Below are 14913 nucleotides of genomic sequence, written 5' to 3'. Positions count from 1 at the left end.
CCGAGCCTCCCTCACCGTTCAGGACCGCCCCGAACCGCGCGGCCCCGCCCGCACCGGGCATCGCTCCGCCCGCCGCCCGGCCCCACCCGCCCGCCGGCCCGCAATCGCGGCCGACCGGCCCACGGGGTCCGGTACGGTTGCCGCCGACCGTCTCCGGGCAGCTCCCGAGGAACGCGGACGTGTGCGCGCTCGGCCGCAGGTACGGAGGGTGGCGACCCGACAGCCCCGAGGCGAGGATCTGCCGCAGCGCCTACGGGCGTTGAGCCCGGGAGAGCGTCCGAGCGGGCGGGCCCATGTCGAGATTCGTGTTGTCCCGTAGGTACTCGCCGACCCGGGATGCATGCCGGGCCGATCGCCGTCCCTTTCGTGACGCGCGCAGCCGGTCGCCTCAAGGGCGCCGTCTCTGCGGTCCCAGGGTGTCCCCGCCGGGGCCGTCGGGCGGGCCGGGCTCCGGTGCGCCGCCCCTCGGCCACCGCTCGGCGAGCCGCAGCTCCAGACGTACGATCGCGGCCTTGACCCCTTTGCCGTAGGAGTCGTCGTCCAGGGCGCCCACCGCACCGCGCGCCCGGCCCAGATGGACCCGGGCGGCCTCGCAGCGGCCGAGCTTGATGTAGTCGGCCGCCAGGTTCAGATGGAGCGAGGGGTAGAACGCACGCACCGCGAGCACCCCGTCGTGGCCGGCGAGGCGCTCGTCGGTGAATTCCTCGGCGGCGGACAGCGCCCTCAGATCCCAGGCCAGCTCGTCCGCCGGGTCGTCCTGCGTGTCCGCCATGTAGTGCGCCAGCGTGCAGCGGTACAGCGGATCGCCGTCCTCGCCGATCTCCGCCCACAGACGCAGAAAACGGTCCCGGGCCTCTTCGCGGTCTCCGCCGTGGTGCAACATGACGCCCTGCCCGATCCGGGTCATGACGGCGTCCGGCGCCGCCTGCTCCTGTCGCTTCACCACGGCTTCCTCCGCGCTCGTCACCCTCCCTCACCACGACGCTAACCGCCGCCACCGGCAATCGCGGTCAGGCGGCTCCGTACGGGCGCTGGGCCAGGACGGTGACGATGCGGGGCCCGTGGGCCGACGGGCGGGGCCGGAGCGGGCACGGCCCCGCCCCGGGGCTCATCCCCGATTCGGCACGGTCCACTCGACCGGCTCGTGTCCCTGCCGGGCCACCGCCTCGTTGATCTGCGTGAACGGGCGCGAGCCGAAGAACTTCTTCGCGGACAGCGGCGAGGGGTGCGCACCCTTGACGACGACATGCCGTGACTCGTCGATCAGCGGCAGCTTCTTCTGCGCGTAGTTGCCCCACAGCACGAACACCGCCGGGTCGGGCCGGCCGGCGACGGCGCGGATCACGGCGTCGGTGAACTTCTCCCAGCCCTTGCCCTTGTGCGAGTTCGCCTCGCCCGCGCGCACCGTGAGCACCGCGTTCAGCAGCAGGACGCCCTGCTCGGCCCACGGCATCAGATAGCCGTTGTCGGGGACCGGCGTGCCCAGCTCCTCGTGCATCTCCTTGTAGATGTTTCGCAGGGAGGGCGGGATCTTCACACCCGGCCGCACGGAGAAGCACAGACCGTGCCCCTGGCCCTCGCCGTGGTACGGGTCCTGGCCGAGGACGAGGACCTTCACCTTGTCGTACGGCGTGGCGTCGAGAGCCGCGAAGACCTCCTCACGCGGAGGGTAGACGGGACCCTTGGCGCGCTCCTCCTCGACGAACTCCACGAGCTCCTTGAAGTAGGGCTGCTGCAGTTCGTCGCCCAGTACGCCCCGCCAGGACTCCGGCAGCATGGCGATGTCGGTCACGTCAACTTCCTCCGATGTGCGGTCACTTCCAGGCCTCAGAACCTACAGGCGACCACTGACAACGAGCTCCGGTGCCCGGTGGGGGCTACCAGCTCGTCTTGCGGTACAGCTCCCACATCATCATGATCGTCGACGGGTCCAGCGCCCGCTCCCCGCCGGAGATGTCCTCGCTCGCCGCGACGAACTGCCTGCCCTGCCACAGGGGCAGCAGTCTGGTGTCGTCCACCAGGATCTGCTGGGCCTGCTCGAACGCGTCCACCACCTTGGCACGGTCGCTCTCGCGCCGCGACTGCGGCAGCAGGACTCCGGTGATCCGCGGTTGCGGATAGGGCGTGCCGAGGGCGTTCTGCTCGCCGACGAAGGGGGCGATGTAGTTGTCGGGGTCCGGGAAGTCGGGGAACCAACCGCGCCCGAAGACCGGGTACTCGCCCTTCTGGTAGCCCTCCACGTACGACTTCCAGGGGCGGCCCTCAAGGGTGACCCGGAAGAGGCCCGAGTGCTCGAGCTGCCGCTTGAGCTCCTTGAACTCGGGAGCGGTCTCCGAGCCGTAGCGGTCGGTGGTGTACCAGAGGGTGAGCGGCACGGGCCCGGTGATGCCCGCCCGGGAGAGGATCGTGCGCGCCTTGGCGGTACTGGGTTCCCCGAAGTCGTCGAAGAAGGCTGTGGTGTGGCCGGTCAGTCCCGCCGGGATCATGGAGTAGAGCGGGTCGACGGTGTCCTTGTAGACGTTGTGGGCGATCGCGGCCCGGTCCACGACCTGGGCCACCGCCTTGCGGACGGCCGCCCTGCCGGCCCAGGGGTCCTTCGGGTTGAACACCAGATAGCTGATCTCGATCCCCGAGTTCTCCACGAGCCGGATGTCCTCGTCGGACGAGTGTCCCTGGAGAGCGACGATGTCGGAGGCACCGAGACCGCGGTAGGTGACGTCGATCTTCCTGCCCCTGAGTGCCTGGACCATGGCGCCCGAGTCCTGGAAGTAGCGGATGGTGACCGCGTCGTTCCTGCGCTCGGCGTAGCCCTGGTAGCGCGTGTTCCCGGAGAGCCTTGCCTCCTTGCCGTCCCGGTAGGACGCCAGCGTGTACGGACCGGAACCGGTGACCTCGCCGTCCCGGCGCACCTCGGTGGCCGGGTAGTCGGCCGGGTCGACGATCGACATGGCGGGCGTGGCGAGGACGAACGGGAAGGTGGCGTCGGGCTTGCCGAGGTGGAAGACCACCTCGCGGTCGCCCTTGGCCTCGACCCGGTCGAGGCTGCCCAGCAGACCCGCCGGGCCGCCGGGCACGGCTATGCGCCTGATCCGGTCGAACGAGTACTTCACGGCCCGGGCGTCGAGCTTGTGCCCGTTGGAGAACGTCAGCCCTTCGCGCACCACGCATCGGTACACCAGAGCCGTCGCATCCGTGAAGCGGCACTGCTCCGCGGCGTCGGGACCCGGCTCGGTCGCGCCGTCCGGGTAGTTCAGGAGGGTCTGGTAGACGTTGCGGAACAGCTCCCAGGAGTTGTCCCAGGATGCGGCCGGGTCCAGGGTGGTCGGGGAGCTGGTGGTGCCCACGACGATCGGTCTCTTCTCGTCGGCGGACCCCGAGGAGAGCGCACTGCAACCGGCCACCAGGGACAGGGACGCGATCGCCGCCAGTCGACGCCGACAACGGTTGCGGTTGAACACGCGCACGCTCCTCGATCTGCCGTACCAGGGGTGGGCGGCAGACCCTACCGCAGCCCCCGGGCGGCCGGACCCGCTTCGGCGGGGCGCGTGCATCGGGGCGTCCATGACGACGTTGTCATCCGTCTGTGTGTCTTGCCTTCACCGGCACGGGCGTCACTTCCGTCCAGACGGCACCCGGGTATTGCGCGAAAGAGCCGCGGGCCGGCCCCTCGGCCCCGACCCGGTGTCCCGCGCCCGTCACGGGCGCGGGACCCGTCTCATCTCATCCGACCCCGGCGTTCAGGAAGATGCCGCCGTCGACGACAAGCGTCTGGCCGGTGATCCAGTCGGACTGGTCCGAGGTGAGGAACGCCGCGGCGCCGCCGATGTCCGAGGGCACCCCGAGCCGGCCGAGCGGATAGGCCGCGGCGGCCTCCGCCTCCCGGCCCTCGTACAGCGCCTGGGCGAACTTGGTCTTCACCACGGCCGGCGCGATCGCGTTGACCCTCACCAGGGGCGCGTACTCGTGCGCCAGCTGCACGGTCAGGTTGATCATGGCGGCCTTGCTGATGCCGTACGCGCCGATGAACGGCGAGGCGGAGAGCCCCGCGACCGACGCGATGTTGACGATCGCGCCGCCGTTCTCGCGCTGCCAGGCGTGCCAGGTCCGCTGGGCGAAGCCGAGCGCCGAGACGACGTTCGTCTCGAACACCTTGCGCGCCACGTTCAGGTCGAGGTCGGCGATCGGGCCGAACACCGGATTGGTACCGGCGTTGTTGACCAGGAAGTCGACCCGGCCGAAGACCTCCATGGTGCGTTCCACGGCCAGGGCCTGGTGGTTCTCGTCGTGCGCCTTGCCTGCGACGCCGATGACGCGGTCGGCGCCGAGCTTCTCGACGGCCTCCTTGAGGGCGTCCTCGTTGCGTCCCGTGATGCAGACGCGGTCGCCGCGGGCGACGAAGGCCTCGGCGACGCCGTGGCCGATGCCCCGGCTTGCGCCCGTCACCAGGGCGACCTTGCCGGAGAGAGGGGGCAGTTCAGTCATGTGTCCGTGCTCCTGTGGCTCAGTCGAGCGGTCCGCCGGCGACGTACAGCACCTGGCCGGAGACAAAGCCGGCCGCCTCGCCCGTGAAGAAGGCGATCGCGTTGGCGATGTCGTCGGGCTCCCCGACGCGCTGCACGGGGATCTGGGTGGCCGCCGCCGCCTTGAAGTCCTCGAAGCCCATGCCGACCCGGTCGGCGGTCGCCTTGGTCATCTCGGTGGCGATGAAGCCGGGGGCGACGGCGTTGGCGGTGATGCCGAACTTGCCGAGTTCCTTGGCCAGGGTCTTGGTGAAGCCCTGGAGACCGGCCTTGGCCGCGGAGTAGTTCACCTGGCCGCGGTTGCCGAGCGCCGAGGACGAGGAGAGGTTGACGATACGTCCGAAGCCCGCGTCGACCATATGCTTCTGTACCGTGCGCGACATCAGGAAGGCGCCCCGCAGGTGGACGTTCATGACGGTGTCCCAGTCCGCGACGCTCATCTTGAACAGCAGGTTGTCGCGGAGCACACCCGCGTTGTTGACGAGGATCGTCGGACCGCCCAGCTCCTCGGCGATACGCGCGACGGCCGTCTCGACCTGCGCCTCGTCCGAGACGTCGCAGCCGACGGCGATGGCCCTGCCACCGGCGGAGGTGATCTTCTCCACGGTGTCCTTGCATGCCGCTTCGTCGAGGTCGATCACCGCGACGGCATGACCCTCGGCGGCCAGTCGTACGGCGGTGGCGGCGCCGATGCCGCGCGCGGCGCCGGTGACGACCGCGACCCGCTGCTCAGTGGTGGACATTGCTGCTTCTCCTCGCCCTTGGAAAGCCTGGAACGCCTGGGAAACTCTGCGGCTCCCGCGGCACGCCCATCAGGTGAGCGACCGCTTAGTACCTTCAGCAGACGTGACGCTAGAAGCCCTGGCACCCGGTGTCAACGGCACACCCGGCGCATGTGATCCATTACCTCACCAGGAGGTCCAGCAACCGCTCCGCCTCGGCCGCAGGATCGGCGGTCAGCCCCGTATGCACGGGCCCGGGCTGCACCACCGTCGAACGGGGCGCGATCAGCCAGCGAAAACGCCGCCCCGGATCGTCGTGCGCCGCCTGCCCGGCCGCCGCCCCGCCCGCGCACACACCCTCGACGGCACGCAGCGCGGCACGCACACCGGGCACGTCCGCGCCGGGATCCAGCGCCAGCAGCCTTCGCTCGTCGAGGTACGTCCGGGCGCCGACGAAGGACTTGGCGCGGCAGTACACCAGCACCCCCGCGTTGATGCACTCGCCCCGCTCCACCCGCGGCACGACCCGCAGCAGCGCGTACTCGAAGACGTCCCGCCCGTTCACTTGCCGGCCCCCCGCTCGGTCTCGATGCCCTGGATGCGTTCGTGGACGTCGGCGGCGCGGGCGAGCAGCGGCCGAGCGTACGCCCGGCGCAACGCGTCCGGGCTGTCGAAGCCGGGCTCGCCGGCCAGCCACTCGTCCGGGATCCCGGCGGTCACCTCGGCCAGCAGCTCCTCGGTGACCAGCGGCGCCAATGCGGCGGCGGCGCTCGCCACGTCCGGCGCGAAGGGGGCCAGCGCATGATCGGAGGCGTCGTAGGGCCGCGCCGCGGACCTCTCGGCGCCGCGCCAGTTGTGGTGCCAGATCATCGTGGCTCCGTGGTCGATGAGCCACAGGTCGCCGTGCCACATCAGCAGGTTGGGGTTGCGCCAGGAGCGGTCCACGTTGTTGACGAGCGCGTCGAACCAGACGATGCGGCCGGCCTCCTCGGAGCCCACGGCGAAGGCGAGCGGGTCGAAGCCGATGGCGCGGCTGAGGAAGTCCATGCCGAGGTTGCGCCCGCCGCTCGCCTTGAGCAGCTCCTGCACCTCCTGGTCGGGCTCGCCGAGGCCCAGCACCGGGTCGAGACCGATGGTCACGAGGCCGGGCACCCGCAGGCCGAGACGGCGGGCGAGTTCACCGCAGACGACCTCGGCGACGAGCGTCTTGCGGCCCTGTCCGGCGCCGCTGAACTTCATGACGTACGTCCCGAGGTCGTCGGCCTCGACGAGTCCCGGCAGCGAACCGCCCTCACGCAGAGGCGTGATGTAGCGGGTCGCCGTCACTTCCTTGAGCATTTCCCCAGGCTATCCGGTCGCCCGGGCCACCGTTCCGAGCAGTGGCGGCGGCCAGGGACCCGGGGCCGGGCCCCGCGCGCCGACGCGGGCGCGGCGGCCGGCCCGGACCGGTTCCGGACTCAGTCCCGCTCGCGTGTCCAGCCCACCGACTGCACCCGGGAGTTGTCGCCGGGGCGGGCGTCCGAGTACAGCAGCGCGCGCCCGGTCCGTACCGTCAGCGCCCCGACGTACACCCCGCGCCCCACATAGAGCGAGTCGGTGGTGTACCGCCAGCGCACGAGCAAGGACGCACCGGCGGGGAGCACGGCGTCGAGCGCATGCCACACGCGGCCGTTGTAGCCGGTCACGGCACCGTCGTCGTGGGCCACCGGCCCGGCGCCACCGGGCGCCCGGGTGGTGAACGGCAGCGGCCGCCAGGTCGCACCGCCGTCGGTGGACGTCTCCGCGCGCAACGTGTCGGAGCCGGGCTCGGTGTCCCACCACAGATCGCAGGTGAGCCGTGCCCCTGCCGAGGTGTCCAGCTCGGGCAGGGTCAGCGTGGCGGTGGTCGCGCTCGCCATACCGCCGAACCACGCCGTGCCGCCGTGGGCGGGCCGCACCGGAACGGCCCTCGCGAACCGGTCGCCCGCGGCCACGCGAGGAGCCGAACCGGACCGCCAGGTGCGCACCGGGTGAACGGAGTTGCCCATGATGACGAGGAAGGAGTCCGTCGTGGGGTCGAGGACGATGCTGGTCCCGGTGAAGCCCGTGTGCCCCCCGGTACTCGGGGTGGCCATCGCACCCATGTACCAGTGCTGGTAGAGCTCGAAGCCCAGGCCGTGGTTGTCACCGGGGAAGGCCGTGTTGAAGTCGGAGAACATCAGGTCCACCGACTTCTCGCTCAGGATGCGCACGCCGCCGTACACACCGCCGTTGAGCAGGGTCCGCGCGAGCACGGCCATGTCCCAGGCCCGGGAGAAGACACCCGCGTGACCGGCGACGCCGTCGAACGCGTAGGCGTTCTCGTCGTGCACCTCGCCCCACACCAGTCCCCGGTCGAGACCGGACCAGGGCAGCCGCGCCACCTCGGTGGCCGCGATGCGCGGCTTCCAGGAGGCGGGCGGGTTGTAGCGGGTCGCGGTCATGCCCAGCGGCCGGGTGATCCCTTCGGCGACCAGCCTGTCGAGCGGCTTGCCGGTGACCCGCTCGAGGACCTGCTGGAGGGAGATCATGCTGAGGTCGGAGTACAGATAGACGGTCCCGGGCGCGTTGACCGGCTTCTCGTCCCACAGCGCCTGCAGCATCTCCTGCCGGCTGCCGAACTTGTAGAAGGCGATGTCGGCCTGGAGCCCCGAGGTGTGGGTGAGCAACTGCCGGACGGTGATGTCCTGCTTGCCGCCTCCCGCGTACTCCGGCACATAGCGGGCGACGGGGGCCTCCAGCTCGATGCGGCCGCACTCGATGAGCTGCACGGCGACGAGCGAGGTGAACAGTTTCGACAGCGAGGCCAGGTCGTACACCGTGTCGGGCGTCGCGTCGATCTGCTGGTCGGGCGGGAACTCGACGGCGGTGTCGGTCGCGGAGTCGTAGTCCTGGTACCGAACGGCCTTGCCGACGGCTCTCTCCAGGGCGACCGTTCCCCCACGTCCGGCGAGCACCACGGCGCCGGCCCAGTACGGATGCCTGGGCGACGGTCCGAGGTACCGCTCGGCCACGGCGGTGACCTCGTCCACGTGCTCCGGAAGCAGTCCGGCCCGCGCCGCGGAACCGTGTCGCAGAGTCGTCCCGTGGCCGCCCGGCCGTAGCGGCACGTTCGCCGCACGGCCGCTGTCGTCCGCCGTGGCGGACCCGGTTCCCAGCGGGGCGACCACCAGCGCCCCGCCGAAGGACAGCATCCCCGTCCCGAACCGGCGCCGGCTGAGCGGGCCCCGACCGGGACCGCCGGACTCTCCGGGCCGTTCCACCTGCTCCATCGGACCTCCGAAAGAAGTTTTCACTCCGACCCCTGCGGTCTGAAACTTTCCTTCCGGAACTCGTGCTCTGTCAATCCCCGTGCGTCACAGGCGGGTTGCCGACCGCAGCACCGAAGCGCCGTTCCTGTTGCGCTCCGCACGACGGACCGGCCTCGACTCGAGAGTTCTTCTATCAAAATGCCGTCCACATACTTGTCCGACGTTGACGCACTCATTACCGTCCACCGAGGCAACACAGCGCCCGAGTTCATGTCGGTGGACCGGGCGATCCCGCGGCGCCGGCAGGACAGCGGGGTGCAGCCGCTGCGCCTCCGAAGCCGCACGCACCTTCCGGACTACGCATACGTGAGGAAGGCACTTCGTGGAGAACCTGAGCCGCCGCACGTTCAGCAGACTCGCCGTCACCCCGTTGATCGCCCTGCCCGCCGTGACCCACCCGGGAACGGCCTCGGCATCGACCGCCGGCACGGCCCCGACCGGTAACGATCAGCGGACCGAGACGATCCGCGCGATGAGCAGAGCCGCCACGTACATGGACGGCACCGTCTCCTACCGGGGCGGTTACGTCTGGAACTATCTGCCGGACCTGTCGGTGACATGGGGCGAGATGGAGGCCAAGCGCACCATGTGCTGGGTCCAGCCGCCCGGCACCCCGTCCGTCGGGCACAGCATGCTCGACGCCTACCACGCCACCGGTGAGGAGGTGTTCTACCGGGCCGCGGAGCGCACCGGTCTCGCCCTCGTGGACGCCCAACTGCCGGTCGGCGGCTGGAACTACATCCATGACTTCGCCGGCGAGAAGTCCCTCAGGGACTGGTACTCGACCATCGGCGCGAACGGCTGGCGCCTGGAGGAGTTCCAGCACTACTACGGAAACGCCACCTTCGACGACGCGGGCACCTCCGCCGCCGCCCAGCTGATCCTGCGGCTGTACGTGGAGCGCGGCGATCGGCGGTTCGAGCGCGCCCTGGACCGTGCGATCGACTTCGTGCTGGCCGCCCAGTTCGGCGGGGGTGCGGCCGACGGCGGCTGGCCGCAGCGCCATCCCGCTCACCACGGCTCGGTCAGCAGGATGCCGTGGCCCGAGCGGCGGCCCCCGTGGCTCCCCGGCGACGTGACCCACGGGATGGAGGACGGCGAGTACACCCAGCACGTCACCTTCAACGACGATGTGCTCGGCGAGAACATCAAGTTCCTGCTGATGTGCGTCTCCGCGCTGGGCCGGCACGATCTGACCGGTCCCGCCCGCCGGGCGATGGAGTGTCTGCGCCGGATGCAGCAGCCCGGTCCGCAGGCCGGCTGGGGACTTCAGCATCTGTCCCGGGCCAAGCACGGCAGGCCCGCGGGAGCACCCGCCGGCGCCCGCTCCTACGAACCCCGCGCGCTCACGACGCACACCACCCAGACCAACGTCCAGCAGCTGTTCCACTACTTCCGGCTGACCGGCGACCGCAGATACCTCGGCCGGGTCCCGGAAGCACTTGACTGGCTGGAAAGCTGCCGGCTGACGCAGCGCCAGATCGACGAGAACCCGCTGCTGGCCGGGCGCACCCACCCGACCTTCGTCGAACTGGGCAGCAACCGTGCACGCTTCGTGCACCGCTTCGGCTCCAACATCCGCAACGGCGCCTACTACCACGACCACGACCACCACGACACGCTGAGCCACTACTCCGGGGGCCGCTCCATCGACCTCGCGGGACTGCGTGCCGGATACGAGCAGCTGGCGTCCATGTCACCGGCCGAGGTGGCCGCGATGCGCGCCCGGTCACCCCTTTCCGGCGGCGCACCGATCCCCCTGCCCCGGTACTTCTCCCTGCGGGACATCCAGCTCTCCGACCTGCTGCGTGACGCACCGTTTCCGATGCCGGTGGTGTCGGACGCCGAGGCGACCGCCCTGGTCGCCGGACTCGGCGACCGCGGCCACTGGCTCACGCCGCTGGACGCGGTGACCAACCCCTACGAAGGGCCGGGCACCCCCAGGCCGTACGACGGAAAGGCGTACATGAGCAGGAACGTCGGCGATCTCCGCGACACCTCGCCGTACAACCCGCAGGATCCGCCCGCGGAGCCCCCGTACGAGCCGCGGGAGGCCCCGCTGGGCATCAGCTCGGCGGCCTACGTCGCCAACATGGCCAAGCTGATCGGCTATGTGACGCGGCCCGCGGGCTGAGCCGGTCGCGCCACCGCGACACGAAGAAGGAAGCACACCCCTACGGTCCGTCCACCCCGCGCACGAGCGGGGTGGACGTTTCCGTGCGGAGACGTCGCGGGGGCGTACCCGCCGGTCGCGACAGGCCAGGTGCCCGCGCTCCCCTCGATCCGGAGGCCCCGCCCGGGCGGTGGTCTCACGGCCCGAGCCGGTCCTGAACCCTCGGAGACCCGCGCCGCGCGCGGTCACGAACCACCCCCGGACGTGGGCTCGCCGTCCCTCTGACAGCGGTACCGCAGCCGTGCCTCACGCCCGCCTGATCTCGAAGCGGTCAAGATCTGGACGGTGGCTGAACGGTCATTGTTCGAAGGCCGTACCTCCGTCCAGAGGTACGAAACATCCGTGGAAGGGAACGTCAGCATGACCAGCGAAGCGCTTCAGCCCGGCTCGGCACCCGCCCGCCGGACCGTCATGGCGGCGGTCGGTGTGACGGGGCTCGCCGCGGCGCTGACCGCGTGCGGTGACTCCGGCGACAGCTCGGCCCCGAGTACGTCGCAGAGTGACAGCACCGCGAGCAGCGGCACCTCGGGCGGGGGCGAGAACGCCGCGGCCGGCACCGACGGCACCGTCCTCGCGAAGACCGCCGACATCCCCGAGGGCGGCGGCAAGGTGTTCGCCGACCAGGGAGTGGTGGTGACACAGCCGGCGGCAGGCACGTTCAAGGCGTTCTCCTCCAAGTGCACCCACCAGGGCTGCGCGGTGAACGACATCTCGAACGGCGTGATCGTCTGCCCGTGTCACGGCAGCCACTTCTCGGCGACCGACGGAAGTGTGCAGAAGGGGCCCGCGACCCAGCCGCTGGCCGCCGCGAACATCTCCGTGTCCGGGGACGAGATCAAGCTCACGTGACGCCGCGGTCCTCTCCGGCCCGCGACGCACACCGCCGCGGACTGAGACAGGCCAGTACCTCGTCCGTGGTCGCGACCGTGGCGACCAACGCGAGTGTGTTGCGGACCATCGCGGGGGTGTAGTCGGAGGGCACCCCCGCGATGGCGTCCGCGGGCACGACGGCCGTGTAGCCGCGGTTGACGGCGTCGAAGACGGCGTTCGGGATCGCCACATTGGCCGACACACCGGTGACGACCAGGGTGCGGCAACCCAGGTTGCGCAGCAGGGAGTCGACCTCGGTGCCCTCGATGGGCGACAGGCCGTGCAGCCGGTGGACGACGAAGTCCTCCTCCCGCACCTCGATGGGCGCCGCGACCCGCACGGCCGTGGTGCCGGAGAGCTGCTGGACCGGAAGTCGCCCGGCCGCGTGGAAGAGGCGGGCGTTGTGATTCGCTCCCCGGCCGTCCGGGCGCCGCTCGGCGATCGCGTGGATCACCTGCACCCCGCCTTCGTGCGCGGCGGCGACCAGCCGGGCCACGTTGACGAGCGCGCCGGAGGAGCGCGCCTGCTCGGCGAGTTCGGGCAGTGCGCTGTCCGGGCCCACGACACCCTGCTGGCACTCCACGGTGAGCAGCACGGTGGTCCGGGGATCGAGGACCTGGCTGAGCTGTCGGTACGGCACCGTGGCTCCCCTTGTCGTCGGCGGTCGGGCGGCGAGCGTAGCGATCGCCGCGTGCGGACGGAAGAAGCACCATTGCGGGTGGGCGGAGTACGTCCCATTCTTTTCTGACGTGATGTCAGATGACGCCTCTGGCACGACGTGGGAGAAGAAGAGGGAGAGCGCATGACCGACACGCAGCGCCGGGGCCGGAAGATCATGATGACGCGCGGTGAGCTGGACGACTTCCTCACCGCCCAGCGCACCTGCCGGGTGGCGACCGTGTCGGCCGACGGCACCCCGCATGTGAGCGCCCTGTGGTTCGCCTGGGACGGCACCTCGCTGTGGCTGTACTCCGTGGTGCGCAGCAAGCGCTGGGCCGAACTGCGCCGCGACCCGCGGATCGCCGTCGTGGTCGACACGGGTGAGGAGTACGGGCAGCTCAGGGGCGCGGAGCTGTCCGGCGTCGCGGAGTTCGTGGGCGAGGTCCCGCGTACCGGGGACCTGTGTGCCGAGCTCGATGTGCCGGAGACCCTGTTCGCACGAAAGAACTTCGGCATCGAGGACATGCCGTACGACGGCCGCCACGCGTGGATCCGGCTGACGCCGCAGAAGATCGTCTCCTGGGACTTCCGCAAGCTGGGTCCCGTGTAGCGGTCCGGTGGGGTCCTCGGTGGCCGGGCCTTCCCGGGCCGCTCACCCCGCCGACACGGCCTGCGCCGCGGTCCGCAGCGCCTGCACCGCCGCGCGGATCGAGGGGCGGCGGTCGGCGTCGGCCCGCCACACCACGTAGACGTGCCGCCGCACCCGCTGCCGCACCGGCACGGTGACGACCCCGGCCGGCATCGGATCGCGCCCGAGCAGCGGCGCGATGCACACACCGAGCCCGGCGGCGACCAGCCCGAGCTGTGTGTGCGTCTCGCCGGCACGGTGTCCGATGCGCGGTTCTACGCCCTTGGAGCGCAGGGTGAACATCAGCCACTCGTGGCAGAACTCCCCCTCGCCCCAGGTGATCCACTCGTCGTCGGCGAAATCCTCGAGATCCACCTCGGTCCGGTCCGCGAGCCGATGGCCCACGGGCATCGCCACGTCGGCCGGATCGTCGAGGATCGCCGCCTTCACCAGTCCGTCGGGGACCGGCATCGGCTTGTTGTACCAGTCGAGGACGACCGCGAGGTCGAGATCACCCCGGACCACGCCGGCCACCCCGGCCTCCGGCTCGAGCTCGCACGAGCGCAGCCGCAGTGCCGGATGGCCGGCCCGCAGCGTGGCCAGCGCGGCCGGGAACAGCCCGCGCGCGGCGGTCGGAAAGGCCGACACCCGCAGTTCGCCGGCCACCTGACCGCGCTGCGCCTCCAGATCGGACTGGGCGAGTTCGACCTGGGAGAGGATGCGCGCCGCGTGATCGGCGAGCAGCCGGCCCGCGTCCGTGAGCCTTACCCCTCGCCCGTTCTTCGCCAGGAGCTGCTGTCCCACCTCCCGCTCGAGCTTGGCGAGCTGCTGGGAGACGGCCGAGGTCGTCACGTGCAGCCCTTCGGCCGCGCCGCTGACCGATCCGTGCCGGGCGAGGGCGTCGAGGGTGCGCAGGCGCTCGAGGTTCAACATATAAGCAATGCTACGAGATTCCTCCAGCGAATTCTCGATTGTGCTACGAGGTGGCATGCGCCAAGGTGACGTCATGAGCATCGCCGCGACCCGACCCGCCGACACCGCGACCACCGTCCCCCCGGGTCGCCGGGCGGCCCTCGACTGGCGGATCCGTTTCGCCGTCCTCTCCCTGATCTGGGGCTTCAGCTTCCTGTTCATCAAGGTCGGCACGCAGGGGTACGCCCCCTTCCAGGTGACGTTCGGCCGACTGCTGTTCGGCACGGCGGTGCTCGCGGCGGCGATGGCCGTCAAACGCGAGCGACTGCCACGCGGCGCCCGCACCTGGGGCCACCTCACCGTGGCGGCGTTCCTCCTGAACGCGCTGCCGTTCTCGCTGTTCGCCTACGCGGAGCTGACGATCCCGTCGACGCTCGCGGGCATCTGCAACGCGACCTCGCCCCTGTGGGGCATGGTCCTCTCGCTGGTGGCGCTCTCCGAGGACCGGCCCACCCGGCGCCGGGTCGCGGGCCTCGGCCTCGGCTTCCTCGGCGTGCTGACGGTGCTCGGCGCCTGGCAGGGATTCCAGGGGCTGGACGTGACAGGCACGGTGATGGCCCTGCTGGCCTCGCTCAGCTACCCGGTCGGCTGGATCTACGTCCGCCGCACCCTGGCGGGCACCGGCCACTCCCACCTGTCCTTGACCGGGGCGCAGTTGTTGCTGGCGACCGTCCAACTCGCCCTGGTCACCCCGCTGTTCACCACCCTTCCGAGCCGCCTGCCGGTCGTGCCGCTGCTCGCGGTCGCGGCGCTCGGCGCGCTGGGCACCGGTCTCGCGGTGCTCATCCAGTACGGCCTGGTCGCCGAGGTCGGCCCGACGACGGCGCAGATGGTCACGTACTTCATCCCCGTCATCGCGGCCGCGGCAGGGGTCGCGATCCTCGACGAGTCGCTGACCTGGTCGACCCCGGTCGGGGCGGTCGTCGTGCTGGCGGGTGCGGCACTGACCCAGGCCCGGTCGAAGTCCACCGTGCGGGACCGGGCACAGCCGCCGGGTGCGACGGAGCGGACGACGCCGTAAGTCGCCCGGCCGCGGGAA

Annotated in this window: 14 protein-coding genes; 4 read left to right on the top strand and 10 right to left on the bottom strand. The window is 71.0% G+C overall.

From position 1 onward, the window contains the following. Window positions 1–388: 388 nt before the first annotated feature. The 8 genes from ACSHXN_RS33750 to ACSHXN_RS33715 all read right to left on the bottom strand — a co-directional run bounded on the left by ACSHXN_RS33750 (window position 389) and on the right by ACSHXN_RS33715 (window position 8532). Window positions 389–946 (bottom strand): hypothetical protein, encoded by a 558-nt coding sequence (locus ACSHXN_RS33750; protein ID WP_355132922.1) that lies wholly within the window; start codon window positions 944–946, stop codon window positions 389–391. A 162-nt stretch (window positions 947–1108) separates the two neighbouring features. Then, window positions 1109–1792, bottom strand: coding sequence for a uracil-DNA glycosylase (gene ung / locus ACSHXN_RS33745; RefSeq protein ID WP_355802757.1), 684 nt, complete (start codon window positions 1790–1792; stop codon window positions 1109–1111). A gap of 85 nt (window positions 1793–1877) precedes the next feature. Continuing rightward, window positions 1878–3458, bottom strand: coding sequence for an ABC transporter substrate-binding protein (locus tag ACSHXN_RS33740; protein ID WP_356111121.1), 1581 nt, complete (start codon window positions 3456–3458; stop codon window positions 1878–1880). 262 nt (window positions 3459–3720) lie between these two features. After that, window positions 3721–4482, bottom strand: coding sequence for an SDR family oxidoreductase (locus ACSHXN_RS33735; protein WP_355132928.1), 762 nt, complete (start codon window positions 4480–4482; stop codon window positions 3721–3723). Between the two features lie 19 nt (window positions 4483–4501). Beyond that, a complete protein-coding gene (fabG, locus tag ACSHXN_RS33730) occupies window positions 4502–5263 on the bottom strand; it encodes a 3-oxoacyl-ACP reductase FabG (protein WP_355132930.1) in 762 nt (253 codons plus the stop codon). Between the two features lie 160 nt (window positions 5264–5423). Then, the gene (locus ACSHXN_RS33725; protein WP_355132932.1) at window positions 5424–5807 is read right to left on the bottom strand and encodes a DUF3037 domain-containing protein; all 384 of its coding nucleotides are present in this window, start codon (window positions 5805–5807) and stop codon (window positions 5424–5426) included. Further along, a complete protein-coding gene (locus tag ACSHXN_RS33720; protein WP_355132934.1) occupies window positions 5804–6580 on the bottom strand; it encodes a HipA family kinase in 777 nt (258 codons plus the stop codon). The genes ACSHXN_RS33725 and ACSHXN_RS33720 overlap by 4 nt, the downstream gene beginning before the upstream one ends. Before the next feature lie 119 nt (window positions 6581–6699). Continuing rightward, entirely contained in the window at window positions 6700–8532 is a 1833-nt protein-coding gene (locus tag ACSHXN_RS33715; protein ID WP_361159476.1) for a serine hydrolase, read from the bottom strand. A gap of 361 nt (window positions 8533–8893) precedes the next feature. Here ACSHXN_RS33715 and ACSHXN_RS33710 point away from each other — a divergent pair, with 361 nt between their 5' ends. Together ACSHXN_RS33710 and ACSHXN_RS33705 are read left to right on the top strand one after the other, a co-directional pair. Beyond that, window positions 8894–10705: a pectate lyase gene (locus tag ACSHXN_RS33710; RefSeq protein ID WP_438304803.1), complete on the top strand. Its 1812-nt coding sequence runs from the start codon at window positions 8894–8896 to the stop codon at window positions 10703–10705. A 399-nt stretch (window positions 10706–11104) separates the two neighbouring features. Further along, window positions 11105–11593: a Rieske (2Fe-2S) protein gene (locus ACSHXN_RS33705; protein ID WP_355132940.1), complete on the top strand. Its 489-nt coding sequence runs from the start codon at window positions 11105–11107 to the stop codon at window positions 11591–11593. On the opposite strand, the gene ACSHXN_RS33700 is transcribed toward ACSHXN_RS33705, so the two are convergent. Then, a complete protein-coding gene (locus tag ACSHXN_RS33700) occupies window positions 11586–12254 on the bottom strand; it encodes a cysteine hydrolase (RefSeq protein WP_355132942.1) in 669 nt (222 codons plus the stop codon). The two genes, ACSHXN_RS33705 and ACSHXN_RS33700, sit on opposite strands and share 8 nt — an antisense overlap. 162 nt (window positions 12255–12416) lie before the next feature. Between ACSHXN_RS33700 and ACSHXN_RS33695 the strand changes: the two genes are divergently transcribed. Beyond that, window positions 12417–12884, top strand: coding sequence for a pyridoxamine 5'-phosphate oxidase family protein (locus tag ACSHXN_RS33695; protein WP_356111108.1), 468 nt, complete (start codon window positions 12417–12419; stop codon window positions 12882–12884). 42 nt (window positions 12885–12926) lie between these two features. On the opposite strand, the gene ACSHXN_RS33690 is transcribed toward ACSHXN_RS33695, so the two are convergent. Then, complete coding sequence (locus tag ACSHXN_RS33690) at window positions 12927–13835, bottom strand: LysR family transcriptional regulator (RefSeq protein WP_355132946.1); 909 nt, start codon at window positions 13833–13835, stop codon at window positions 12927–12929. 73 nt (window positions 13836–13908) lie between these two features. Here ACSHXN_RS33690 and ACSHXN_RS33685 point away from each other — a divergent pair, with 73 nt between their 5' ends. Further along, entirely contained in the window at window positions 13909–14895 is a 987-nt protein-coding gene (locus ACSHXN_RS33685; RefSeq protein WP_361249871.1) for a DMT family transporter, read from the top strand. Window positions 14896–14913 lie beyond the last annotated feature (18 nt).

It is taken from the genome of Streptomyces sp. HUAS TT11 (genome assembly GCF_051553595.1).
In the GTDB taxonomy this organism is placed as follows: Bacteria; Actinomycetota; Actinomycetes; order Streptomycetales; family Streptomycetaceae; genus Streptomyces.
The sequence above is the reverse complement of the archived record's forward strand: the minus strand, read 5'-3'. Positions and strand labels throughout refer to the sequence as shown.

Excerpts from the sequence above, each read along its gene's own strand:
- ACSHXN_RS33735 (WP_355132928.1), bottom strand. The coding sequence starts at position 4,482 with ATGACTGAACTGCCCCCTCTCTCCGGCAAGGTCGCCCTGGTGACGGGC.
- fabG (WP_355132930.1), bottom strand. The coding sequence starts at position 5,263 with ATGTCCACCACTGAGCAGCGGGTCGCGGTCGTCACCGGCGCCGCGCGC.
- ACSHXN_RS33720 (WP_355132934.1), bottom strand. The coding sequence starts at position 6,580 with ATGCTCAAGGAAGTGACGGCGACCCGCTACATCACGCCTCTGCGTGAG.
- ACSHXN_RS33715 (WP_361159476.1), bottom strand. The coding sequence starts at position 8,532 with ATGGAGCAGGTGGAACGGCCCGGAGAGTCCGGCGGTCCCGGTCGGGGC.
- ACSHXN_RS33705 (WP_355132940.1), top strand. The coding sequence starts at position 11,105 with ATGACCAGCGAAGCGCTTCAGCCCGGCTCGGCACCCGCCCGCCGGACC.
- ACSHXN_RS33695 (WP_356111108.1), top strand. The coding sequence starts at position 12,417 with ATGACCGACACGCAGCGCCGGGGCCGGAAGATCATGATGACGCGCGGT.
- ACSHXN_RS33690 (WP_355132946.1), bottom strand. The coding sequence starts at position 13,835 with ATGTTGAACCTCGAGCGCCTGCGCACCCTCGACGCCCTCGCCCGGCAC.
- ACSHXN_RS33685 (WP_361249871.1), top strand. The coding sequence starts at position 13,909 with ATGAGCATCGCCGCGACCCGACCCGCCGACACCGCGACCACCGTCCCC.